Below are 24,142 nucleotides of genomic sequence, written 5' to 3'. Positions count from 1 at the left end.
TGTTGTGTGAGAACTGTATAGTGGACGCGAGCATTTTTATCTTTATTCTTAATTTTTTTTGATGACAGATGTTCACACACTCTCTTTTTTGTGTGTGGTGTTTGTTTGTCTTAGTGTTTTTTGTCATTTTGGTGTGTTGTTTGAGTAAGAGCACACGGTGGATGCCTTGGCATGCTAAGCCGATGAAGGACGTGTAAGGCTGCGTTAAGCCTCGGGGAGTTGCCAATAGAGCGTTGATCCGAGGGTGTCCGAATGGGGAAACCTGGCTGCAGTTATGTGTAGTTACCCACTAGTGAATTCATAGCTGGTGTGGGGGTTTACGCGGGGAAGTGAAACATCTCAGTACCCGCAGGAGAAGAAAACAATTGTGATTCCGCTAGTAGTGGCGAGCGAACGTGGATGAGGCTAAACCGTATGCGTGTGATACCTGGCAGGGGTTGCGTGTGCGGGGTCGTGGGGTTTGACTTTCTAGGTGCTGTCACACCTGGGCATAATTTATGATGTGTTAGCGGAAGTGGTGTGGAATCGCCCACTGTAGAAGGTGAGAGTCCTGTACGTGAAAGCATGTTGTGTTGTGTTGTTGGATACCCGAGTAGCAGCGGGCTCGTGGAATCTGCTGTGAATTTGCCGGGACCACCCGGTAAGCCTAAATACTTAGTGTGACCGATAGCGGATCAAGTACCGTGAGGGAATGGTGAAAAGTACCCCGGGAGGGGAGTGAAATAGTACCTGAAACCGTGTGCTTACAATCCGTCAGAGCCTGATTTGTTTGGGTGATGGCGTGCCTTTTGAAGAATGAGCCTGCGAGTCAGCGGCATGTCGCGAGGTTAACCAGTGTTGGGTAGCCGTAGCGAAAGCGAATCCTAATGAGGGTGAGTTAGTGGCATGTCCTGGACCCGAAGCGGGGTGATCTACCCATGGCCAGTGTGAAGCAGCAGTAAGATGCTGTGGAGGCGCGAACCCACTTAGGTTGAAAACTGAGGGGATGAGCTGTGGGTAGGGGTGAAAGGCCAATCAAACTCCGTGATAGCTGGTTCTCCCCGAAATGCATTTAGGTGCAGCGTCGTGTGTTTCTTCCTGGAGGTAGAGCTACTGGTTGGTTGAGCGGGACCACAATCTTAGCAATGTCAGCCAAACTCCGAATGCCGGTGAAGTTAGAGCACGGCAGTGAGACTGCGGGGGATAAGCTCCGTTGGTCGAGAGGGAAACAGCCCAGATCGCCGGTTAAGGCCCCTAAGAGTGTACTAAGTGGGAAAGGATGTGGGATCGCGAAGACAGCCAGGAGGTTGGCTTAGAAGCAGCCATCCTTGAAAGAGTGCGTAATAGCTCACTGGTCGAGTGGTTCTGCGCCGACAATGTAGCGGGGCTCAAGTACACCGCCGAAGCCGCGGCAATCAACTCCTTTTGGGGTTGGTTGGGTAGGGGAGCGTCGTGCACGTGTTGAAGCACCCGGGTAACCGCTGGTGTGGAATGTGTGCGAGTGAGAATGCAGGCATGAGTAACGAATGACATGTGAGAAACATGTCCGCCGGATGACTAAGGGTTCCTGGGTCAAGCTAATCTTCCCAGGGTGAGTCGGGACCTAAGGCGAGGCCGACAGGCGTAGTCGATGGACAACCAGTTGATATTCTGGTACCCGTATATGCGCGCCCAATGATGAATCCATGATACTAACCACCCACAAACACACTGATTACTACTTGTAGTGTTGGTGTGCGCGTGCGTGGGATCTGAGTGGGTAGTAGTCAAGTGATGGGGTGACGCAGGAAGGTAGCCAAGCCACTTAGTGGATTGTGGTGTAAGCGTGTGGCCCGCAGAATAGGCAAATCCGTTCTGCATAGAAGGGTGAGGCGTGATGCGTACCCACATGTGTGTGGGGATGTTGGTGATCCTATGCTGCCGAGAAAAGCCTCTAGCGAGTGCATATATGGCCCGTACCCATAACCGACACAGGTGGTCAGGTAGAGAATACTAAGGCGTTCGGGTGAACTGTGGTTAAGGAACTCGGCAAAATGCCCCCGTAACTTCGGGAGAAGGGGGACCACTGCTGGTGACAAACTGGTTGAGCTGGTGGTGGTCGCAGAGAATAGAGGGAAGCGACTGTTTATTAAAAACACAGGTCCGTGCGAAAACGTGGAAGTTGATGTATACGGACTGACGCCTGCCCGGTGCTGGAAGGTTAAGAGGACCTGTTAGCAACACTTGTGTTGCGAAGCGGAGAATTTAAGCCCCAGTAAACGGCGGTGGTAACTATAACCATCCTAAGGTAGCGAAATTCCTTGTCGGGTAAGTTCCGACCTGCACGAATGGCGTAACGACTTCCCTGCTGTCTCAACCACAGGCCCGGTGAAATTGCACTACGAGTAAAGATGCTCGTTACGCGCGGCAGGACGAAAAGACCCCGGGACCTTCACTATAGCTTGGTATTGGTGTTTGGTTCGGTTTGTGTAGGATAGGTGGGAGACTAGGAAACCGCATCGCTAGGTGTGGTGGAGTCGTTGTTGAAATACCACTCTGATCGGATTGAGCACCTTAACCTTGGCCCATGATCTGGGTTGGGGACAGTGCCTGGTGGGTAGTTTAACTGGGGCGGTTGCCTCCTAAAAAGTAACGGAGGCGCCCAAAGGTTCCCTCAGCCTGGTTGGCAATCAGGTGTTGAGTGTAAGTGCACAAGGGAGCTTGACTGTGAGAGTGACAACTCAAGCAGGTACGAAAGTAGGGACTAGTGATCCGGCACCTACGAGTGGAAGTGGTGTCGCTCAACGGATAAAAGGTACCCCGGGGATAACAGGCTGATCTTCCCCAAGAGTCCATATCGACGGGATGGTTTGGCACCTCGATGTCGGCTCGTCGCATCCTGGGGCTGGAGTAGGTCCCAAGGGTTGGGCTGTTCGCCCATTAAAGCGGCACGCGAGCTGGGTTTAGAACGTCGTGAGACAGTTCGGTCTCTATCCGCCGCGCGCGTTGAAACTTGAAGAAAGCTGTCCCTAGTACGAGAGGACCGGGACGGACGTACCTCTAGTGTGCCAGTTGTCACGCCAGTGGCATAGCTGGTTAGCTACGTACGGAAGGGATAACCGCTGAAAGCATCTAAGCGGGAAGCCTGTTCTAAGATGAGGTTTCACTTGAGGTGCCCGGAAGACTACCGGGTTGATAGGCCAGAGTTGCAAACACAGCAATGTGAGAAGACGACTGGTACTAATACACCAACAAACAACCCCAAAACAAAACACAAAACACAACAAACAAAACACAACAAACAAAACACAACACCGCGTCCACTACACAGTCACTGACACAACACAAACACCCACAACACACACAACCCAAAAAAATGTGTCGGTGGTCATAGCGTCGGGGACACGCCCGGTCCCATTCCGAACCCGGAAGCTAAGCCCGACAGCGCTGATGGTACTGCAAACGGGAGTTTGTGGGAGAGTAAGACACCGCCGACCAAAAACTTCACAACAAAAGCCCACCCCCACCAAAGGGTGGGCTTTTACGCATTCTCATAAGCTGTTTTTACATATGTAAAAAAGTATTGTTCACTAGTGGGTTCTGCGACCACCACGAAGCAACAGCGCAAAAATCGCTAACACACAGGCAATGCCACCAAGAAGCATGAACACCAAAATCCCACTGTTTTCTCTTCGCTCTTCCGCAGGGGAGGGTGGATTTTTTGTTTCGTGCGGCACAGTGGTGAGTGGTTGATGAGGAGTAAACTTCACAAACTTCCATTCCGCATTACCACCACCCAAAGGCACCAGCTGATCCCAGGGCATTGCGCCGTCCTCCGACGGTTCAGTATTGACCAGAAGAGTTCCGGTTCCCTCGTTTTTCACATCGTTGGAAAACGCCTTTGCATCAGCCTCCACTGTCACTACTGCGCGACCTAAGGTAATTTCTGCAGCATTGACGCCAACGGCAGTAGCAAACAAGTCTGATTCATTAAATTCAGCCTTGATATTGACCACACCGCCAGTGAAAATCACTGGGCCATTCGATGCGCCAATTCCAAAGCCCGAACGAGTGGTATGAATATTGACCACACCTTGGGCTGTCTCCATGCCATTTAACGTGTTCACGCCAAGGCCCCACCCTGCCTGATCCAAACCAGGTTGGATACTTACTTCAGGGCCTGTAAAAATGGTCTTTCCATAGCTGCTAATCCCATGACGCCCCACATTGGTCAGTTCCGGGTTCTCCGTACTGATGCTTAAGCTGCCATCACCCACAAAACTTAACGTGCCGTCGCCCTCATGCATAATGCCCGCTGCTAATTCAGCGCTAGACTTCGGCTCCAAAATCAACTGATTAGTACCCTGAACATTGATGGATGTATCTTTGAGCTTGGAGTAGATCACAAAAGAATTATTTAATGTTTCATCGGTGCGATCGTACCGATCCTTCAAATTCACACCATTGAAATGCAACGTTGATGTCGTAGGATCAAATCGTATCGTGCCATCGCCACGCACATCCTTCTGATTCACGCTCGTCACCCGATCGGAACCAACCCAGAGGTCATATTCTGTATACGCCAGGGCAGGTACTGGGACTGTGCACACGCTCAGCAGTGCACAAGTATGCGCACCCACCACCATTCGGCGGGCAGTGTTTCTCGCCATAATCTACCTCTCTATACTCCGCGTGGAAATAGTGCACGTTTCCACCGTAGGAACCCATGGTAATAAGAAACTGCATGATCTTCAGTAATGCGAGCACTTTAAGCACGAAGCCACTGGCGCACAGCAGGCGGAAGAACACTCGGCGACACAAGTCCACTAGCAACAAGCGCTGCGACAATCGTGCCAAGGATAGTCACAACACCTATCGCCGCAAGAACATTCAACACCCGTGCTTGCCAGTCAGGTGCTTGCGGTTGTGGCTTGGCAGCAGGAGCTAAATGCACATACTTATACGGTGAGGGGAAGCCTCCCAAACGATGCGCACGATCCCACACCACCGCGCCTTCAGCGCGTGCCTGGGTATTGACCATCACAGTGCGCGGACCAACATAACTCTGGATGTACTCAAAAGCCCTAGTATCACCCATCGCGGTTACCTGAGCATCACCGATAAAAACCGCAGGCAATTTCATGCCGTACTTATACCAATCGTGAACAGCGCTGATGCCGTAACTTTCGGCGTCGATAAGCGAACCAGTATGCTGCGCATGCGCAACAACTTCACCACCCAACAACTCAATAGAGCCCTCAGTCACCATCACACCGCGGGTATGCTGCGCAGGGCTGATCGCCTCAGCCCGCAGCAGCCCAGACTTTACTGTGACCGACTTATCCGCAGCTAAACCCGTAGCCCAACCCAACGAAGCCGCACCGGACACAATCGAAAGCGTGGGGCCGTCGAGAAGCACCAAGCCCTTCGATAAAACCCCCACCTCACCCTGGGCAGCCGCGGTCGGGGAAACTGTGAGCGAACCTGAACCCTTGAATGCCAACTGCCCCTGCTTGCTGTGATAAATCCCCATATCGCGGTGCACAGAATCAATGCCCGTTATCGTCGAATCCCCATCAAGCTGAATCGTCAGCGACGGATCAAGCGTACACAGTGCACAGGTGACCGTTTCGTACTCACCCGAACTCAACGTATGCCCCTGAAGCTTCGCACCCTTCAACCTCAGCGTTGCAGTTTCCGGACTGAAACTAACAGTCCCATCCCCGAGCACATCAGCCTTATTATCCGCGCTCACCTGCCTGCCACTAACCCACACATTAAACAGCTGCGGGGAACTAGACGGCACACCAGCCTGGTAACGCACAAACGCATAGGGCGATTCCTCCCCACCTAAATCCGTGGAACCATCCCACACACTCGCACCCACATCAGACGCCACAGTATTGACGCTCACAAGGCCAACACCAAAATCATGACCGCTCTGTGAATACGCCTTTGTCGCCCCCATCGCAATCACCGTGGCATTCGCGCTGTGCGCCCATCCCTCAATACCCACACTATTCATCGACTCGGCCCCAGCCCCAGTAAAACCACTCGCGACAACCTCACCCCCAGCAATCCGCAGCATGCCAAAATTTGTGCGAATGCCGGTGCTTGGACAGCCAAGATAACCACAGCGCCCCGCCCGTGCGTTGAGCGAACCCGAGAGCATTTCAAGATCTTTACCCACAACCACACCAACACTGCCAGCAGTTTGGCTCAAGCCGGACTGGACAAAAAGACGCGGACCATCAACGCGCACATGGTGCGAAGAATACACACCATAATTACTCTTTTCCGCCTCCGGCATGGTCACAGTTAATTCACCCTGACCAGAAAAATACACGCCTTCCTGTCCGCGGTGATAGATCCCGGCAGCATGGCCAGGCACGGAATCAAAATGAATCGAGTTCGACCCATGCAACGCAATATCGAGCCGATGCAGATGGGAGGAAATACCGCTGGTGAAATCATCGAGGGCAGCACTCGACCGAATCCTTGCGTTCTTCAATGACAGCCTGTGCTGCGCTGCTTCAAAGCGCACAGTGCCATCGCCGAGAACATCATCAGCATTTGCACTGGTCACTCGAACATTACCCACCCACAGGTTATAACCAACGACGGCATGAGCAACGCCTGGAAGCAGCGCACACACAAGCGCACAAGCGCTTAAGAACACGCTGATGAACAACCAGCGTCGCGGGAAGGGGGTGGTTATTGCAAACATCATGCACCTTCCTTCATTCGCAAAAAGGCGAAAAATTCTTATTCTTTAGTGTGATGATTAACTGTGATTTGTTACTTTCCATGCTAGTTATGGCCCAAAAGATAGAGCCAGATTTTTAGTAATTGTCACCCCCATAAATGAAGAACGGTATTGTGATTTTCACCTGTTGTCTAGCATGGGAAATGCAAGCAAAAATTTCACATCTTTCACTGAAGCGTGAACGCACCATGCCGAAAGAAGGCTGTACTCATGAATGCACCATTTCCAAACAACCGTCGCTTATACCAGCTTATGGCTATTTTGTGTGGGCTCGTGGTCGTCGTTTCGGCAGCGCTCGTACCCGCCGTGCGGGCGGAATCTTTAAAGATTGGGCACGTAGGAAATGTGGTGGTTACCCACGAAAATAAGGATGATATCTTCGGTGACGGTACCGTACGATTCGATTCTGACACCGATACGCTTTTTCTAAGAAATGCCACCATTAATACTCATCGAGATCATATTAATAACCAGTCTTCACGCTCAGTGGGGATCACCTTTTATGAAGGTGATATTAAGATTAATCTCAGTGGGGAGAATGTTCTTCAGCTCACTCCCACCCAGGATTACGCCAGTGGCCTGCAAAAATTCGGCCATTCCGCACTGACCTTCTCCGGCGACGGCACACTAACGATGCGCGTTTTGGCCACACAACAAGCAAATAGAGGAATAGACAATCTTGGCGGCTTTATTGTTGATGGACCCACCCTGGACATTCATGCTGGCGACTCCACGCACGCACATTCCATCGCAATCAACACGTATTTCGGGGATCTGATAGTCACAAGCGGGCACCTGCGTGCAACCGCAGGAAAAGCTGGTGGCCACGGCGGTAGTGTCGGCTTCAACTCCATTGTCGGAAAGCTGATAGCCGAAGGAGGGAAAACAGAACTTCACGCCCACCCCGGTGCGCCAGGTGAATTCCCCACAAGCTTTGCAGTCAATGACAGTGATGTCGATATTCGGGGTACCGCTGAACTTCAAGCCAGCGGTGGCAGACGCGCGTTTTTCCGCGAAGTCTGGTACCCAGCGCAACTACCAGTGTGGGTGAATACAAAACCCGACCCGCACGGCGCAGTGACATGGGACAGAAAAGTGCCCTTGGGTGGGGATCATTCACTACTGAAATACGTTGCTATTTCTCCAGATACACCAGATCCTCATCCTTCCCCCAACCCACCACCTGATCGTTCCCTTTTCACCATTGTGCGCGCAATCCTCGCGGCCATCGGTGGAATGGGAATCCTCGCAGGAGTCATAGCAGCATTGTCACGATTAATCCCGCTTTCGCGCTCAACACACTACAGCTGAGAAACCAGTGCGTAAGCCATCACGCCGGTGAGCAGCGTAGCTAAAAGATACAGTGCTGCAAACCCCGCTTTTCCTTGGCGAAGCAGGGTACTTAATTCACCTGCCACACTAGACCATGTGGATAACGCTCCAGCGAAACCACAACCAACCCACAGAAGCGAAGGATGTGCTGCACTGGCAGCAGCAACGATGCAGGCTAAAGAATTTGCAAGATAGGTTCCGGCTGGTTTTACCAACACAGTGGACAGCACATAGCGCAGCATCCCACCGGCGCAGCCTGCAACGGCCACATACACGGCAAACATCAGTGTCATCGCACATCACTTCTCACGTGGGCAGGGGTGGTGCTTGGTGTTGGGGGAGGGTAGTTTTCGGCGTCGATCGCCTGCCCCATCATGCTGGCCAGCACACAACTTGTCGCAGTGCTCAGCGCGTATGCGACAGCAAGCGGCGCGGGTGCGGGCACTATGAAAGCGACGAAAGTGCTCAAACTGGTAAACCCGCCCAGAAACCCCACGACAACCAGGTAGTGCATGGCGGGGCGCAGCTCAAGGGCACCGAAAAGCGCACAGCCAGCAACGTTGATCAGCAGCAACGTGTTCATGCCAGATGTTGGTGTGTCGCCGAGACTGAAGTGAATAGCGGTGCGAGCAAGAGCGCCACCACTTGCGCCGATACCGCACAGGAGTGCGTGGGTGAAAGAAAGCTTCGCAGGGGACATGGTGGTTGATTGTACTTCTGCATCGCTTTTGCGCGGCGGTGTCGGGGGTTTTGCTGCTTTGTGGTGGCAAGTAGAGGATAATGGGATGAGATAGTTTTCCATGAGTAGTCAAGGAGTGTTTTCATGGCTCATCCTCGCGCAGGTCAGGTGGCTTCGCCGCACGATTTGATTGATATTGCTGAGCTGGTTACGGCGTATTACACGCGTATTCCGGATCCGGAGAATCCTGATCAAGAGGTTGCTTTTGGCACTTCAGGGCATCGCGGTTCGTCGCTGGATACAGCTTTTAATGAGCACCATATTCTGGCAACAACGCAGGCGATTGTTGATTATCGCAAAGCTAATAACATTAATGGCCCTGTCTTTATTGGGCGTGACCCGCACGCCTTGTCGGAGCCTGCGATGGTGTCTGCACTTGAAGTGTTGGTGGCAAACGATGTTGCAGTGCTTGTCGACGCCGCCGGCCGCTACACCCCGACACCTGCAGTGTCGCACGCTATCTTGGCGCATAATGCGAAACTCACTGGCGGGGTGACTGGCACTGACCCGCGCCGTGCTGATGGAATTGTGATCACCCCATCCCATAATCCGCCACGCGACGGCGGGTTTAAGTACAACCCACCGAACGGTGGCCCCGCCGATACTGATGCCACCGACTGGATTGCTGCCCGCGCGAATGAATTAATGCGGGGTGGTTTGGCGGATGTGAAACGTGTCAGTGTTACTGGTGTGTTGGATCCGCGCGTGGGCACCTTCGATTATCTTGAGCACTATGTGGCGGATTTGCCCAGCGTGATTGATATGGCTGCAATTCGTGATTCTGGTTTGTCTATTGGCGCGGACCCGATGGGTGGTGCTTCGGTGGACTACTGGGGCCGAATCGCTGAGGTACACGGATTGAACTTGACGGTGGTGAATCCACTGGTGGATGCCACCTGGCGGTTTATGACGTTGGATACCGATGGCAAGATCCGGATGGATTGCTCCTCGCCTGATTCCATGGCCTCGCTGGTGCACAACCGTGAGAAGTTCGACATCGCCACCGGCAATGACGCTGATGCTGACCGCCATGGCATCGTTACTCCTGATGCGGGTTTGATGAACCCCAACCACTATCTTTCCGTGGCTATTGATTACCTGTTTAGCCACCGCCCTGGCTGGGGTACGGATGCTGTGGGCAAGACTTTGGTCAGCTCTTCCATGATCGACCGGGTGGTGGCGAATTTGGGGAAGAAGCTTATTGAAGTTCCTGTGGGATTCAAGTGGTTTGTGCCTGGTTTGATTGATGGGTCGATTGGTTTTGGTGGTGAGGAGTCTGCTGGGGCATCCTTCTTGCGCCATGATGGCACCGTGTGGTCGACCGATAAAGATGGCATCATTCTTGATCTGCTTGCAGCGGAGATTACGGCGGTTACGGCTAAGACTCCTTCGCAGCGCTATCAGGAATTGGCTGCACAGTTTGGTGCCCCTTGTTATGCCCGCACTGATGCTGAGGCGAACCGTGAGCAAAAGGCAGTGCTCAAGGCATTATCGCCTGAGCAGGTAACTGCCACGACGCTGGCGGGTGAGCCGATTACTCAGAAGTTGGTGGCTGCACCTGGTAATAATGCTGCTATTGGTGGGTTGAAGGTTTGTACTGAAAACGCATGGTTTGCTGCGCGTCCTTCGGGTACGGAGGATAAGTACAAGATTTATGCTGAGTCGTTCTTGAGCGAGCAGCATCTTGTGCAGGTGCAGCAGGAGGCACAAGCGTTGGTGAGTTCTGTTTTAGGCCAGTAAGTCTTTCGTCTTGCATCGTCGCTGGTTGGTGGCGGGGGAATTGTGCTGCTTTTCTGGTGTTTTTGGCAGCTGGGATTCAGCTTTCTGACAGTAAACTAGCTAAGCTAGTTGTTTGTGACTGTCGAAGATCATCAGAAGCAACAAGTAGCAGGTGCCCGTCGCCTGAGCGTGTCCGAGATTGTCAGTGCGTTGTGCCGCTTTGGTTTGGCCGCAGTGTGGATTGCTGCGGGTTTTTCGAAGTTGGGCAAGACGGTAGCGGAGTCGCAGGCTATTGCGGCCTATGAAATTTTTACGCCCGAATGGTCGTTGTTCTTAGCGAAGATCATTGGTCCGGTGGAGATCGCCGGTGGTGTGATTTTGCTGTTGGGTATTTTCATCCGCCAGTCGGCGAAAGTGTCGTCGTGGGTGTTGATCCTGTTTATCGTGGGTATCGCCCAGGCGTGGTACCGCGGGCTTGTGATTGATTGTGGTTGTTTCGGCCAGACTGAAATCACTGATGGTGGCATGAGTTATGCGTGGACGATTCTGCGTGATGTTGCTTTCTTGGCGATGTCGGTGTGGTTGGTTTACCGCCCCTTTACTCGCTTTGCCTTGCACCCTTAAACTTTATTCTTGAAGACACAATTGTTTTTTCACTGTTGAGGAATTTATGAGCACAAAAATTAAAAACCCGAATCAGAAGAGCAGCGGCTTCTTGCTGGCAATTGTTGCCCTTCTTATCATTGCGATCGCCGTGGTTGGCTATGTTGTTGTTTCCGGCAAAAAGGCTGCTGCTGATAAATACGCCAACCTTGAGAAGGAGCCTGTGGCTTTCGGCGTGAAGGTTGAAGATAATGCGATTGTGCTGAAGTCGGATAAGGCTGCCGCGGATGCTAAGCACGTGGAAGTCTATGAGGATTATTCCTGCTCTTACTGTGCGAAGCTGGCGAAGGACACGGATGCGCAGATGAAGCAGCTGATTGAGGACGGCAAGGTTATTGTGCATGTGCGTTCCTTGAACTTCCTTGATCGTGCCGATTCAGGCCACTCCACGAAGGCAGGTGCTACCGCTTACAGTGTGGCAAAGTCGGGTAACGCCGAGGCGTACTGGAACCTTCGTGCGCGCATGATGAATGATCAGGAAAAGATTTATGGCGTGTGGGATGAGGATATTTTCTCTCAGGTCGCCCGTGGCTATGGCGCTTCCGACTCCATTGCTGCTGAGGTGAAGGAGATGAAGGGCGCTGAAGAATTCATTTCCGTTGCACAGGCGAATGCTGACAAGCTTAAGAAGGCAACTGATAGTGTGTCGTCGCCTCGTGTGTTCATTGATGGCAAGGAGCTTGAAGGCACTGAGGTATTCTCCTGGCCTTCCCAAATCTAGTGTGATCTAGGCTGAATGGTAGGGGCATCCTAATCGGTGCCCCTTTTTATTATTTAATGCTTTTACCTGCTGATTTGTTGCTGGGTATGATTGTGATGTAGCCTTTAGATCGTTCGCACCGCACGGTTGCGATGGGGCTATGGCGCAGCTGGTAGCGCACCACACTGGCAGTGTGGGGGTCACGGGTTCGAGTCCCGTTAGCTCCACAAAAACAAAAATCCTCGCTCAATTTACTGGGCGAGGATTTTGTCATTCTCAGCTTAATTTTCAGCATGCGGCGGGGGGTTAATGCGTGTGCTGCCTGATGCGATAAGCGGATGTTTCGTGTTGAAGTGCTCACTGGGCGCACCAGTTATAGGCAAACTCGACTCTTTCCATGACAGAAGCTGCAATACCTGAGTTCAATGGGCTAAAGGTCGAGAAAAGACGATGTGCTTCCATATCCACGTGAATACTCACGGTTACAGATTGTGGTTACTCGACCTTTGCGTGTGAAACAGCAACATTTGTGCTGTTGTGTGTGGAAAAGGTCGAGTTGACTTTTTACCCCTGTTAATCGCAATCTGCACCGCAAGACTCAGCGAGCACACATTTTCGAGTCGCTGCAGTTATCCGTGCTGCACGCGCCCACAACGAAACTCGACCTTTGGCATCGGAAGGCACCGATATTGGGTGTCCGATCGCGGAAAAGTCGAGTTGCACTTCACAGGGCGGACGCACTGCGACACAAGGGGGAGCACAGAAACAAGGTTGCGAACACAGGGGAGTGGCAACGCCACACTAAGCGTGTGTGCGGGCGTTTTAACTTTGCTGCGCGAATCGGGTGCAACGGTGCACGGTCGCTGCTGATATGCGTGACGACGTCGACAAGCGTAGGCGCGAAGGCGCAGCGTTGCGGGATTAGGGTTGTCGTAGGCAATAATGGTGAGTATGACCAACCCATTGTCGCCAGCAGACTTCGCGGACTTGAAAGCCCTGATCGAAACCCCAGCAGCACTCGACTCGATCCGCGCTTACGAAGACTACCGCTACCAACTCTCCCAGCTTGACGATGCAGAAAAGCCCGACAAAAACACCACCGTTTTCGTCGACGCCAAAGACCTCGTCTGGGCATGGCTCGCTGACGGCAGCGAACTGGGCTTTGCCCACTACACCAGCATGGAAGTGCTCTACGCCTGGGAAGGGCAACCCCGCTTCGACATCTGGCAAGAACACTACATCGATATCCTGTTCGCCTACATCGACGAATACGAATTCATCGACCCACCCTTTATCGCCATGATCGACGCCGCAGGCGGGCTTAACCACTAGTTAAGCACCCAGCTCCACACACAAAACCCCCACAATAATCAGCCCAATACCCGCCATCATGCGGCGGGTTAGCGGCTCAGCAAAAATCCACCGGGCGAACAAGGCGGTCAGCGCCACCCCGAACGCAGTCCACAAACCATAGGCGACACCAATCGGCATGCCATAAGCCAGCGCATACGACAGCAGCACAAAAGCCGTAACATAGCCTGCGGCAACAAACCCAAACACCCACCGATGCACAGTTGCCACCTTCAACCCCAACGTTGCGGCAACCTCAGCAGCAATCGCCCCTACTAAAAACCACCATGCCATCATTGTGTTGCCACCTTCGGGTGAGAGCCAGTTTCCACCAGCGCGATGCCCGCAATAATGAACGCAATGCCCACAGAAGACAAGGGGGACAAAGGTTCGTCGTACAGTATGAACCCGAACAGGGCAGTCAGCGCCACCCCACACGCGCCCCAAATCCCATAAGCGACCCCCAAGGGCACACCCCGGCGCAACAGTACTGCTAAAGCCCCATAAGAAATCACGTAACCGGCAACGACAATCAAGTACAGCACAGGGGACTGCAGTGCAGCTTTGAGCAGCAAAGTCGCGCACACCTCAGCCACCACGGCGATGGCGAGGATAAACCATTTATTCACCCCCGAAAATCTACACGGTCGACGCCGGTTCCATAAAGTGCGACAATGGGGGCATGGAAAAGCCAATTATTACAGTACTGACAAAAGCAGAATGTTTAGAGAAAATCGCCTCAGTCACACTCGGGCGATTGGTCGTGCGTCGTAAAGACGACATGGACATTTTCCCCATCAACTTCGTGCTCGACGGGGAAAAAATTTATTTCCGCACCGCCGAAGGCTACAAGCTCTTTAGCGTCGCACTCAATAATGATGTGCTCTTTGAAGTCGACGAAGCCAAAGAAGACTCCGCATGGAGCGTTGTAGTGCGCGGCACCGCAAGCCTTGTGCAAGACATTTGGGAAATCCAACACGCAGACCGGTTGCCGCTCAAACCGTGGGTTCCAACCTTAAAACACAACTATGTTCGGATCGACTTCAACGAAATGTCCGGTCGCGCTTTCGTTCTCGGCGACGAACCTGACCGCTACTAAACGCACCGGATCGTTCACGCCCCTTTCGTACACACCGCCCACAGTGCACAACGCATCTGCGGTATGAGCTCAAAGGGGCGTTTTGCGTGAACGAGGGCAGGTGCTAAAAATTCACACATAATCTAGACAGCATCGACGCGACGTCCACGAAATTTTTACGCACCGTCGACACATCATCAGCACATAAAAGCACACATCAGCACACGGAGGGAAGGAGAAAGCAGTGATCGCCAATACTTACACGAAAACGGTATCGATGCTCTTGCGCGGGCCCAAGGGCGCGACGAGGGCAGAAGCAGCCGGGTTGGCATGGCTTGCCGAAGCCTCCACCCAGGTTGTTAAGGTCATTGATGTCAACGATGAACAGATCGTTACAGAAAAGCTCATCCACACCCCGCCCAACCCGCAAGATGCTTTTCATGGCGGGCAAGCGCTCGCACACATCCACAACGCGGGAGCTCAAGCATTCGGAAGCCCACCGCGCGGCTGGGAAGGCGGGATCTTCATTGGAATCCAGCGCCAACCCTGCGAACCTGAAACTCAGTGGGCGAAGTTTTATACCCAGCAGCGCGTGCGCCCATTTCTTCACCGCGCCCAACTGGTGGGCAACCTCGATGCTGCTGGGGCGGAAATCGTCGAAGCTGCCTTGGTGCGCATCGAGGAAGAAAATATTAATGCCGGTGAACCGGTCAGCAGAATTCACGGGGATTTGTGGGGTGGGAACGTTCTTTTCACCACGAGGGGAGTGGTGTTTATCGACCCCGCCGCCCACGGCGGGCACAAGCTGACCGACCTCGCCATGCTGGAATTGTTCGGCTTTCCCTACCTAGACCAGTTCATAGACGGCTATAGCAGCATTAATCCTTTGCCTCAAGGCTGGGAGCAACAGTTGTGTATTCACCAACTCCATCCCCTGGCGGTGCATGCTTTCACGCATGGTCCGGAATATGCCGCAGCGCTGGTTGAACGTGCACAGCGCACCCTCGCTCTTTTAAGCTAAGGTGCGCTGGTGGGGGTGCTGTGAAGATATAGGCGACAGACGTGCGTGGCAACGCGGGCACTATGAGGTTCCTACTGTTACTCGTTGTTGTTGCTCTCTGTAGTCTTTTTCCACCACATATCCTGTGGGGTTACAGGGAGGTGGCGCTTGTGCTCGCCAATGTCCCACAGGTGTTCAATGCGGGCTTGGGCGTGTGAGCTAACCTCGCCTGTGCCTTCAATATAGTTGTCGATTTCGGTGTAGCTCACCCCTAGTGCGTCTTCGTCAGCCAGTGCGGGGCGGTCTTCTTCCAGATCAGCGGTTGGGACCTTCAACCAGGTGGACTCTGGTGCGCCGAGTTCACGCAACAGGGCTGCGCCTTGGCGTTTCGACAATCCGAACAAAGGCATGAGGTCGGCGGCACCGTCGCCGAATTTCGTGAAAAACCCAGTGACGTTTTCCGCAGCATGGTCGGTGCCGAGTACGAGCAGCCGTTTTTCCCCCGCTAGTGCAAACTGGGCGACCATCCGTTGGCGGGCCTTAATGTTGCCCTTGTTAAAGTCGGACAGTGTCTTTTGGCCCAGTTGTGCGGCGAGGTCGGCGGCGAGTGCATCGGTGGATTCTTTGATATTCACCTCGATAGTGTGGTCGGGGTTAATAAAGTTCAGTGCGATATCGCAGTCGTGTTCATCGAACTGCACCCCGTAGGGCAGGCGCATTGCCCAAAACTCGGCGTGTGTGCCTTGATTGCGGAGTTTTTCTACCGCAAGCTGGGCGAGTTTTCCCCCCAAGGTGGAATCTTGCCCGCCGGAAATGCCCAGCACAAACCCCTCCGCGTGGGCATAGCGCAGGTAGTTGCAGAGAAAATCCACGCGGCTGGTGATTTCTTCGGCTGGGTCGATGGTCGCTGAGGTGTGTAATGCGTGGCGGATCAGTGGTTGCTTCATAATTCTGTATAGTACTTCCTTGCGTGATCCGCCGTGCAGGGGTGGGAGAGTATTCGCTCGTGTGCGGGCGCATGTGCTGCATGTGCGTGTGAATGCTTGGGAAAGTGCTGGTTGGGCGTGTGAAAGTTACAGGTTTTCCCGTTGCGGGCCTATTGCGTACACGCGGGGAGAAATGAATTAGTTAGCCACGGGGTTTGGTGATATGGGCTTGGGTAAGATAACATAATCCCTCGTGTCATGGCTGGCTCAGCGCTGCTTTATCACTATAAGGTTGTGCCGCGAAGCTAGGCTAGTTTAATTTTTTTAGTTGTGACGAGTTAGCACTACTGACTCTTCCTTAAGCAGAAAGGAGCGCCCGATGAAGGTTCGTAAGTCCCTTCGGTCGCTGAAGAACAAGCCGGGTGCTCAGGTTGTGCGCCGTCGCGGCAAGGTTTACGTGATCAACAAGAAGGAGCCACGTTTCAAGGCTCGCCAGGGTTAATTCATTCTTGGCTAACATCTACAAACGGCCCTTTGTCCCCCACATGTGTGCGGATGAAGGGTCGTTTGTTTGTGCGTGCATCTGCGTATCGACGCCGCCACCACGTCCGCTTGACAGTGCAGGCGTGCGGTTGTGCTGTCTGTGAGGCGGCTGGGGGTGTGCTGCGTGTGTTTTGTGCTCTGGTGCGGCGGTGGGCTCAGTAGTACTGGCGGAGTGTGCGGGGAGTGGGGGTCATGGCGTGGGGGATGGTGGAAAAATTCACCCCTGGGGGTATTGGGGGTAGTGGTGGGTGAAGTTTTAAGGTGTGTGGTGATGGGGAGTGGGTAAACCTGTGAACACGGTGCGTGGTGTGAAGTTGCGGGTTGTGGTGGGTGCTGGGTGGGGATGCAGGTGGTGTAAGTCTGTGAAAGCTGCTGGTGGATTCATGGCGAATTTTTTATCCATGGCGGGGGCTAATCTTAAGTGGCATTCACTGTTGTGTTAGTTGCTGCGTAAGTTCGGACACATGAGCGAAAAGTGAGCTTTATAACATTTTGATAACGGGGATTGTGGCGAGCTGGGAAAATGCTCATCGGTGGCGCGGCTGGGATGGTGGGCAAGGACTAGATGTGGTGTCTGGGTGAATTACCAGCTGGGAGTTTCATGATTGTAACTACTATATGTAGTGATGTTTGCGTAAATTGACCACAAAGTATAGTGTCGTTCCTATCAATCCGGCCACCGGTGAAACCGCAGGATAAACCCGCACCCTCGCCAACTCGCCACACCCGCAAGCCCCTCACGCTTCGGCTCGCGGCAGCGCCGGTTGAAAACGTAGAACCCCACCCACATATGGATCAACGGTTTTATTTGGAAACGAGAAGCACGAAGAAGGAAGCGCCGATCATGTCTATCACTCTCTACACCAAGCCAGCATGCATGCAGTGCACCGCAACCAAAAAAGCTCTCGACCGCGCAGGTTTGGAATACGACCTGGTAGATATCTCCATCGATGACGACGCTCGCGAATTCGTCATGGCCCTCGGCTATCTGCAGGCCCCCGTCGTCATGGCCAACGGCGAACACTGGTCCGGCTACCGCCCAGAGCGCATCTCCAGCCTGGCTGTCGCCTAAGACCACACAGGGAGGCACACACGAAAGCCGCGCCACCACATGCACGGAGGCTGCGGTTTTTTCATGCCCACCCCCCACCGCCGCACCCAAGGAGCGGAACAATGCACATCGTCTACTTTTCCTCCGCCACCGGAAACACCCACCGCTTCGTTGAAAAGCTCGGGTACCCAGCACAACGCATCCCGATTGGCCGCAACGAAGAACTCAGCGTCGATAAGCCCTACGTGCTCATCGTGCCCACCTACGGCGGCGGGGCAAGCATCAGCCACCAGAACACCAAACCCGTACCGCCCCAAGTCATCCGATTCCTCAACAACGAGCACAACCGCTCGTTGCTACGCGCAGTAATCGCAGGCGGAAACTCCAACTTCGGCACCGACTTCGGGCGCGCCGGGGACGAAATCGCAAAAAAATGCAACGTCCCCTACGTGTATCGTTTCGAGCTGATGGGCAACGACGAAGACGTCGAAATCGTGCGCAAAGGCCTCGCTGAAAACGCCGGGAAACTTGGACTGACACCCGCATTGTAATCCGATGTATTTTCGGCGGATGGATCAGCGTACACACTCGCCAGTGTTACGTAACCGCAAGGGGGCAGCCCCAAGACCTGCCAATCTGGTAAAACCTGCCCAAGGTTCCTAAGATGGCTGGAGTGAGTTTTCACCCGCGCTAGGGTGACTTGCAACCGACTAGGGATCTCCCTAACACAACTTCACCTGTACTTTTGTATACTTCGCGGTTTCCGCGCGGGGGGTTAAAAGTGCAAGGGATACAACTACATTTTCCAATCACTATCACCTTGTGCAGCGCGCCTGCGCATAAACGGTGTTCACTGCCACTATGCATCCCTCACGGGCATGGTGGGGGAGTGGACGTCGCTAGGGAAGAAAAGGACGACAAGGAACCGTGAATAATCAATTTGGACGCAGCGTCGCCGAACCGGTTTCACGCGAAGAGCAGCTCGACTATCACGCGCTGAACGCTTTGCTGAATCTCTACGATGAGAATAACCAGATCCAGTTTGATAAGGATCGCGAAGCTGCCAACCAGTACTTCCTTCAGCACGTTAACCAGAACACCGTGTTCTTCCACGACTTGGAAGAAAAAATGGAGTACTTGGTCGAAAACAAGTACTACGACCCCGAAGTGCTGAACAAGTACGATTTCGGCTTCATCAAAGACCTGTTCAAGCAGGCATACGCGCACAAGTTCCGTTTCCCCACCTTCCTGGGCGCATACAAGTACTACACTTCCTACACCTTAAAAACCTTCGACGGTCGCCGCTATCTGGAACGTTTCGAGGATCGTGTGTGCATGGTCGCCCTCGCGCTTGCCGACGGCGACACTGCGCTGGCCAGCCACCTCGTCGATGAAATCATGACAGGCCGCTTCCAGCCTGCAACACCGACCTTCCTGAACATGGGCAAGGCGCAGCGCGGCGAACCAGTCTCCTGCTTCCTGCTGCGCATCGAAGACAACATGGAATCGATCGGCCGCTCCATCAACTCCGCGCTGCAGCTGTCCAAGCGCGGTGGTGGCGTTGCCCTGCTGCTATCGAACCTGCGCGAAGCCGGCGCACCTATTAAGCACATTGAGAACCAGTCCTCCGGCGTGATTCCGGTGATGAAACTGCTGGAAGATTCCTTCTCCTATGCCAACCAGCTGGGTGCACGCCAAGGTGCCGGTGCCGTGTATTTGAACGCACACCACCCAGACATCTTGAACTTCCTGGACACCAAGCGCGAAAACGCTGACGAAAAGATCCGCATCAAGACCCTCTCGCTCGGTGTGGTCATCCCTGATGTCACTTTCGAGCTGGCTAAGCGCAACGATGACATGTACCTGTTTAGCCCCTACGATGTGGAACGCGTCTACGGCAAGCCATTTGCGGATATTTCCGTCACCGAGCACTACAACGAAATGGTCGAAGACCCACGCATTCGCAAGAAGAAGATCAACGCGCGTGAATTCTTCCAGACCTTAGCGGAAATTCAGTTCGAATCCGGCTACCCCTACATCATGTTCGAAGACACCGTGAACAAGGCGAACCCCATTGCCGGACGTGTGAACATGTCGAACCTGTGCTCCGAAATTTTGCAGGTCAACACTCCAAGCTACTTCAATGATGATCTTTCCTACGCGGAAATCGGCGAGGATATTTCCTGCAACTTGGGTTCCTTGAACATTGCGATGGCCATGGACTCGCCAGATTTCGCCCAGACCATCGAGTCCGCAATCCGCGCACTGACCGCGGTTTCTGAGCAGACCGCTATTAACTCCGTACCATCAATCCGCAAGGGCAACGATGATGCGCACGCAATCGGCCTGGGCCAGATGAACCTCCACGGCTATCTCGGTCGTGAGCGCATTTACTACGGCTCGGAAGAAGCCTTGGACTTCACCAACGCCTACTTCGCCGCAACCTTGTACCAGTGCCTGCGCGCCTCCAACAAGATTGCTCGTGAACGCGGCCGCGCTTTCGGTGGCTTTGAAGATTCCGAGTACGCCTCCGGTGCGTATTTCGACCGCTTCGATCCCGCTGATTTCGTTCCACAAACCCCAAAGGTGAAGGAACTGTTTGCTGCCTCCAGCATTCATACCCCCACCGCCGAGGATTGGGAACAGCTCAAGCGCGACGTGATGGCCGATGGCCTGTTCAACCGCTACCTCCAGGCAGTGCCACCAACCGGCTCGATTTCCTATATCAACAACTCCACCTCGTCGATCCACCCCATTGCCTCTCGCATTGAGATCCGCAAAGAAGGCAAGATCGGTCGCGTGTACTATCCAGCACCTCACATGGATAACACCAATTTGGAGTACTTCCAGGACGCCTACGAGATTGGCTACGAAAAGGTCATCGACACCTACGCAGTAGCAACGAAGTACGTGGATCAGGGTTTGTCGTTGACCTTGTTCTTCAAGGACACCGTGACCACCCGCGATATTAACCGTGCGCAGATCTACGCATGGCGCAAGGGAATTAAGACCTTGTACTACATCCGTCTTCGCCAGGTTGCCCTCGAAGGCACCGAAGTCGACGGATGCGTCAGCTGCATGCTCTAACACGACCTTTAAAACATCAGGGGCACCGAATCAACAATGAATAGTCGGTGCCCCTGATAGAGAATACTGTGCGAGGCATTGATTGGACATGAAGTGCCCTAGCTACTTGCTAGACGCGAATGTACTTTTCAGTGGAACACTTCACTCGTGGGTATGCATTAGTGGATCGTATGCTTCCGACCACGTACAGCTATAACTGCAGAAAAAGTGCAAAGAACCTCTTGACCTTGCCACACTCGTGCAGAAAGCTGGTTGCCCAGAATTCGCCAACAGCATCCGCAAATTAAGGAAAAGTGCGCAACTTCCGTAAAGTTCTTCAGCTTTTTCCTTCGAGTGGCTCTTCTAACAAGTCCTCGAAATCTAATAACTCCAACGCAGCTTGACGTCGCTTCCCTGCTTTATCGTGCTCAAAGGCCTTACGGAGCTCGAGAACTTCCGCTGTATTCAGGCGATGATGAGTGCCTTGTTTTGTCGCAGTGAGCTTATTCTCAGCGATGTACTTCATCACTGTAGGGCGAGAGACTCCCAGAATTGATGCAGCTACAGCAGGGCTTAACTGTGAAGGCAACGTGCGAACGTGGATACTTTTACCAGACTCTAAAGCCCTCACAATTGGAAGAATGCTCTCAAAAACTGCGCGGGGAATTTCTACTGTATCTCTTCCCTGCCTCGGCAACGTAGCTTGGAAAAACTCGTTGATATCTTTGAGCTCTTCGGAAGTGAAATTCACGTGGGAATTAGTGACCAATGGCATTGCGCACCGTCCTTTTGAAAGTGATTATGCACGCCACCCTACGTACTTTCAGTTATAACTGCAACCTAGGCTTCTAAGGTGAATGCTCAATGCGGGACGGTTTCTGCTGTCCGTGAGGCTGTGTATGTACAAAGCACCTCCATCACAGTTCATGTGAACCGTGATGGAGGTGCTTGTTTTAAATATATGGTGGGTTGGGTAGTTACTTACGCTTGCCCAACTCGGCGTCCATGTACAGGTAGCCGAGGCCCTCGCCAGCCAACTTCAGGCGGTCAAGGATTTCTTCCACGGTGGTCTCTTCTTCGATCTGCTCTGCAAGGAAACCGTCAAGGAATGGGCGGGACTCGAAGTCCTTCAAAGAATCGGAAAGCACAGCAATCTCGCGGATCAAACCAGTCACCTTCTGCTCGTGAGCAAGTGCTGCCTCGAAAGCCTCCACCGGGTTCGTCACATCCAACTTCGGAGGAGCGATATCGCCAATCTGTGGGCGGTAGTTGCGCTCCAGCAAGTGCTGTGCGAAAGCCTGTGCGTGCTCCAACTCTTCTTCATGCTGCTTCTTCATCCACGAAGCCATACCGGTGAGGGAAAGATCTTCAAGGATGTAAGAAATCTGGAGGTATACCATCGCTGCTTCCAGCTCTGCGGTAACCTGATCGTTCATTGCCACTGCAAGTTTCTCGTTGATTCTCATGGTCCTCATTGTAAAGTCGTTCCCGAGGCTTGTCAGCTAAAGTTAGCCCAGCTTAACTCGTATTTTTGCAGGTTGGATACCCTAACATAACCAAGTGGGTGCGCCTAGCAAAAACGTTTGGACTAATGTCTAAATGGTATGATAAACGCCACTTTTCGGGCCCTTTTAAAAGCTTTTATGATAGATCGTTCGGCGATTAATTTAGCTAAGCCTATGTTCAACTATTTTCATCAGCTGTGAGCAAGATCACATACTTGGCGGTGGTGAAAAGGTGAAAAAGTGACCCACAACCAACAAACGGTGCGCATGAATGGGCAGTAGATGACGGCGTCGATACGCGTAAAAAGCTTGCACCAGCCCCACCAGCAAGAATGAAAAAGGACAAGGATTGGGGTAGGCTCGTGAGGTACTAACGCGCCCCGAGCGATGATGGGAAGCACGAAAAAACCTATCCCCAGGGCGCGTGACTTATGAACAAAAGCACTAAAGGAGAGGCTTCGCACATGGAGCAGACCGAAAAGGCCTACATCGAAACCCACCCCGCACCAGTCAGCGCAATCAACTGGAACACCATCCCCGATGATAAGGACCTCGAAGTCTGGGACCGACTCACCGGAAACTTCTGGCTCCCAGAAAAAGTGCCAGTATCCAACGACCTCAAAAGCTGGGGCACCCTCAACGAGTTGGAAAAGCAAACCACCATGCGAGTCTTCACCGGGCTCACCCTGCTCGACACCATCCAGGGCACCGTCGGCGCAGTCTCCATGCTCCCCGACGCGCAATCCCTGCACGAAGAAGCCGTGCTGACCAACATTGCGTTCATGGAATCAGTGCACGCAAAAAGCTACTCCAACATCTTCATGACCCTCGCCAGTACCAAAGAAATCAACGAAGCCTTCCGCTGGTCCGAGGAAAACGACAATCTCCAGCGCAAAGCGAAGATCATTCTCTCCTACTACGAAGGAAATGACCCCCTCAAACGCAAAGTAGCCTCCACGCTGCTGGAATCCTTCCTTTTCTACTCCGGCTTCTACCTGCCTATGTACTGGTCCTCGCATGCAAAGCTAACCAACACCGCCGACATCATCCGCCTCATCATTCGCGACGAGGCAGTCCACGGCTACTACATTGGCTACAAATACCAGCAAGCACTGCTGAAAGAAACCGAACAGCGCCGCGAAGAGCTCAAGGAATACACCATCGACCTTCTGCTCGAACTGTACGAAAACGAAGTCCAATACTCCGAAGATCTCTACGACCCACTCGGCTGGACCGAAGACGTACGCCGCTTTTTGCGCTACAACGCCAACAAGGCGCTGAACAACCTCGGCTACGAAGCCATGTTCCCCGCCGACGAATGTCGCGTCTCCCCAGCAATCCTCTCGGCACTATCGCCAAACGCTGATGAGAACCACGACTTCTTCTCCGGCTCCGGCTCCTCCTACGTGATCGGTAAGGCTGAAAATACCACCGACGAGGACTGGGACTTCTAGCCGTCTAGGCTTCTAGGCGCAAAAAGTACTCATATATATAGCACTCCCCGCTACACCACCTGTGACTGACTCTCGTGAGAATACAGATGCCAGACAGTAGCGGGGAGTGCATGCTTTAAAACCTAGGGGTTGTGGGCAGGTGAACTGAGAGTGTACCTGTGAGTGTCAATGTGGGTGTGGATGTGGGCGTGGGTTGGGTATCGGCTTGGGTAAAGCGTGGATAGGGCGTGAGTGTGGAGGGGCTGCGAGGAGGTGACGGGGAAACTGCGCACTAATGACAAGCGCGTGCTGG

Annotated in this window: 21 protein-coding genes, 1 tRNA gene and 2 rRNA genes; 15 read left to right on the top strand and 9 right to left on the bottom strand. The window is 53.2% G+C overall.

The genetic code is table 11. The annotated features are described in order from the left end of the window. Nucleotides 1–134 precede the first annotated feature (134 nt). Nucleotides 135–3,221, top strand: a 23S ribosomal RNA gene (locus CFELI_RS10835). A 117-nt stretch (nucleotides 3,222–3,338) separates the two neighbouring features. Next, nucleotides 3,339–3,455, top strand: a 5S ribosomal RNA gene (gene rrf / locus CFELI_RS10830). A gap of 93 nt (nucleotides 3,456–3,548) precedes the next feature. Here the strand turns inward: rrf and CFELI_RS10825 are convergent. Continuing rightward, nucleotides 3,549–4,628 (bottom strand): hypothetical protein, encoded by a 1,080-nt coding sequence (locus tag CFELI_RS10825; protein WP_277104012.1) that lies wholly within the window; start codon nucleotides 4,626–4,628, stop codon nucleotides 3,549–3,551. A gap of 98 nt (nucleotides 4,629–4,726) precedes the next feature. Beyond that, a complete protein-coding gene (locus CFELI_RS10820) occupies nucleotides 4,727–6,688 on the bottom strand; it encodes a hypothetical protein (protein WP_277104011.1) in 1,962 nt (653 codons plus the stop codon). Nucleotides 6,689–6,934: 246 nt separating this feature from the next. Here CFELI_RS10820 and CFELI_RS10815 point away from each other — a divergent pair, with 246 nt between their 5' ends. Then, the gene (locus CFELI_RS10815; RefSeq protein ID WP_277104010.1) at nucleotides 6,935–8,035 is read left to right on the top strand and encodes a hypothetical protein; all 1,101 of its coding nucleotides are present in this window, start codon (nucleotides 6,935–6,937) and stop codon (nucleotides 8,033–8,035) included. Here CFELI_RS10815 and CFELI_RS10810 read toward each other — a convergent pair. Together CFELI_RS10810 and CFELI_RS10805 are read right to left on the bottom strand one after the other, a co-directional pair. Continuing rightward, nucleotides 8,026–8,349, bottom strand: coding sequence for a CrcB family protein (locus tag CFELI_RS10810; RefSeq protein ID WP_277104009.1), 324 nt, complete (start codon nucleotides 8,347–8,349; stop codon nucleotides 8,026–8,028). The two genes, CFELI_RS10815 and CFELI_RS10810, sit on opposite strands and share 10 nt — an antisense overlap. Then, nucleotides 8,346–8,756: a CrcB family protein gene (locus CFELI_RS10805; protein WP_277104008.1), complete on the bottom strand. Its 411-nt coding sequence runs from the start codon at nucleotides 8,754–8,756 to the stop codon at nucleotides 8,346–8,348. The genes CFELI_RS10810 and CFELI_RS10805 overlap by 4 nt, the downstream gene beginning before the upstream one ends. A gap of 123 nt (nucleotides 8,757–8,879) precedes the next feature. Between CFELI_RS10805 and pgm the strand changes: the two genes are divergently transcribed. The 5 genes from pgm (at nucleotide 8,880) to CFELI_RS10780 (ending at nucleotide 13,209) form a co-directional block, all read left to right on the top strand. Next, nucleotides 8,880–10,535, top strand: coding sequence for a phosphoglucomutase (alpha-D-glucose-1,6-bisphosphate-dependent) (gene pgm / locus CFELI_RS10800; protein WP_277104007.1), 1,656 nt, complete (start codon nucleotides 8,880–8,882; stop codon nucleotides 10,533–10,535). Nucleotides 10,536–10,649: 114 nt separating this feature from the next. Next, nucleotides 10,650–11,138 (top strand): MauE/DoxX family redox-associated membrane protein, encoded by a 489-nt coding sequence (locus tag CFELI_RS10795; RefSeq protein WP_277104006.1) that lies wholly within the window; start codon nucleotides 10,650–10,652, stop codon nucleotides 11,136–11,138. 46 nt (nucleotides 11,139–11,184) lie between these two features. Continuing rightward, a complete protein-coding gene (locus CFELI_RS10790; protein ID WP_277104005.1) occupies nucleotides 11,185–11,898 on the top strand; it encodes a DsbA family protein in 714 nt (237 codons plus the stop codon). A 133-nt stretch (nucleotides 11,899–12,031) separates the two neighbouring features. Beyond that, nucleotides 12,032–12,104: transfer RNA gene (locus tag CFELI_RS10785), tRNA-Ala, on the top strand. A 724-nt stretch (nucleotides 12,105–12,828) separates the two neighbouring features. Next, a complete protein-coding gene (locus CFELI_RS10780) occupies nucleotides 12,829–13,209 on the top strand; it encodes a hypothetical protein (protein WP_277104004.1) in 381 nt (126 codons plus the stop codon). Here CFELI_RS10780 and CFELI_RS10775 read toward each other — a convergent pair whose 3' ends face one another. After that, nucleotides 13,210–13,524, bottom strand: coding sequence for a DMT family transporter (locus CFELI_RS10775; RefSeq protein ID WP_374724703.1), 315 nt, complete (start codon nucleotides 13,522–13,524; stop codon nucleotides 13,210–13,212). It lies immediately after the preceding gene. Next, nucleotides 13,521–13,856 (bottom strand): DMT family transporter, encoded by a 336-nt coding sequence (locus tag CFELI_RS10770; RefSeq protein ID WP_277104003.1) that lies wholly within the window; start codon nucleotides 13,854–13,856, stop codon nucleotides 13,521–13,523. The genes CFELI_RS10775 and CFELI_RS10770 overlap by 4 nt, the downstream gene beginning before the upstream one ends. A gap of 53 nt (nucleotides 13,857–13,909) precedes the next feature. Between CFELI_RS10770 and CFELI_RS10765 the strand changes: the two genes are divergently transcribed. Continuing rightward, nucleotides 13,910–14,326, top strand: coding sequence for a pyridoxamine 5'-phosphate oxidase family protein (locus CFELI_RS10765; protein WP_277104002.1), 417 nt, complete (start codon nucleotides 13,910–13,912; stop codon nucleotides 14,324–14,326). 256 nt (nucleotides 14,327–14,582) lie between these two features. Further along, complete coding sequence (locus CFELI_RS10760) at nucleotides 14,583–15,326, top strand: fructosamine kinase family protein (protein ID WP_277104014.1); 744 nt, start codon at nucleotides 14,583–14,585, stop codon at nucleotides 15,324–15,326. A 77-nt stretch (nucleotides 15,327–15,403) separates the two neighbouring features. Here CFELI_RS10760 and nadE read toward each other — a convergent pair whose 3' ends face one another. Then, on the bottom strand, nucleotides 15,404–16,252 hold the full coding sequence (nadE, locus tag CFELI_RS10755) for an NAD(+) synthase (RefSeq protein WP_277104001.1): 849 nt from the start codon (nucleotides 16,250–16,252) through the stop codon (nucleotides 15,404–15,406). 358 nt (nucleotides 16,253–16,610) lie between these two features. Here nadE and ykgO point away from each other — a divergent pair, with 358 nt between their 5' ends. The 4 genes from ykgO to nrdE all read left to right on the top strand — a co-directional run bounded on the left by ykgO (nucleotide 16,611) and on the right by nrdE (nucleotide 20,912). Continuing rightward, the gene (ykgO, locus tag CFELI_RS10750) at nucleotides 16,611–16,733 is read left to right on the top strand and encodes a type B 50S ribosomal protein L36 (protein ID WP_005511141.1); all 123 of its coding nucleotides are present in this window, start codon (nucleotides 16,611–16,613) and stop codon (nucleotides 16,731–16,733) included. 885 nt (nucleotides 16,734–17,618) lie between these two features. Continuing rightward, nucleotides 17,619–17,846 (top strand): glutaredoxin-like protein NrdH, encoded by a 228-nt coding sequence (gene nrdH / locus CFELI_RS10745; RefSeq protein WP_277104000.1) that lies wholly within the window; start codon nucleotides 17,619–17,621, stop codon nucleotides 17,844–17,846. Nucleotides 17,847–17,947: 101 nt separating this feature from the next. After that, a complete protein-coding gene (gene nrdI, locus CFELI_RS10740; RefSeq protein ID WP_277103999.1) occupies nucleotides 17,948–18,376 on the top strand; it encodes a class Ib ribonucleoside-diphosphate reductase assembly flavoprotein NrdI in 429 nt (142 codons plus the stop codon). A gap of 376 nt (nucleotides 18,377–18,752) precedes the next feature. Continuing rightward, nucleotides 18,753–20,912, top strand: a complete 2,160-nt coding sequence (gene nrdE, locus CFELI_RS10735; protein WP_277103998.1) for a class 1b ribonucleoside-diphosphate reductase subunit alpha — start codon at nucleotides 18,753–18,755, stop codon at nucleotides 20,910–20,912. Between the two features lie 316 nt (nucleotides 20,913–21,228). Here the strand turns inward: nrdE and CFELI_RS10730 are convergent, their stop codons facing one another. After that, the gene (locus tag CFELI_RS10730; protein ID WP_277103997.1) at nucleotides 21,229–21,642 is read right to left on the bottom strand and encodes a helix-turn-helix domain-containing protein; all 414 of its coding nucleotides are present in this window, start codon (nucleotides 21,640–21,642) and stop codon (nucleotides 21,229–21,231) included. Between the two features lie 226 nt (nucleotides 21,643–21,868). Continuing rightward, a complete protein-coding gene (locus CFELI_RS10725) occupies nucleotides 21,869–22,357 on the bottom strand; it encodes a ferritin (protein ID WP_277103996.1) in 489 nt (162 codons plus the stop codon). Nucleotides 22,358–22,860: 503 nt separating this feature from the next. On the opposite strand from CFELI_RS10725, the gene nrdF reads away from it, so the two are divergent. Continuing rightward, complete coding sequence (gene nrdF / locus CFELI_RS10720) at nucleotides 22,861–23,850, top strand: class 1b ribonucleoside-diphosphate reductase subunit beta (protein WP_277103995.1); 990 nt, start codon at nucleotides 22,861–22,863, stop codon at nucleotides 23,848–23,850. The last annotated feature ends 292 nt before the right edge of the window (nucleotides 23,851–24,142 follow it).

Source organism: Corynebacterium felinum (genome assembly GCF_030408755.1).
GTDB lineage: Bacteria > Actinomycetota > Actinomycetes > Mycobacteriales > Mycobacteriaceae > Corynebacterium > Corynebacterium felinum.
The sequence above is the reverse complement of the archived record's forward strand: the minus strand, read 5'-3'. Positions and strand labels throughout refer to the sequence as shown.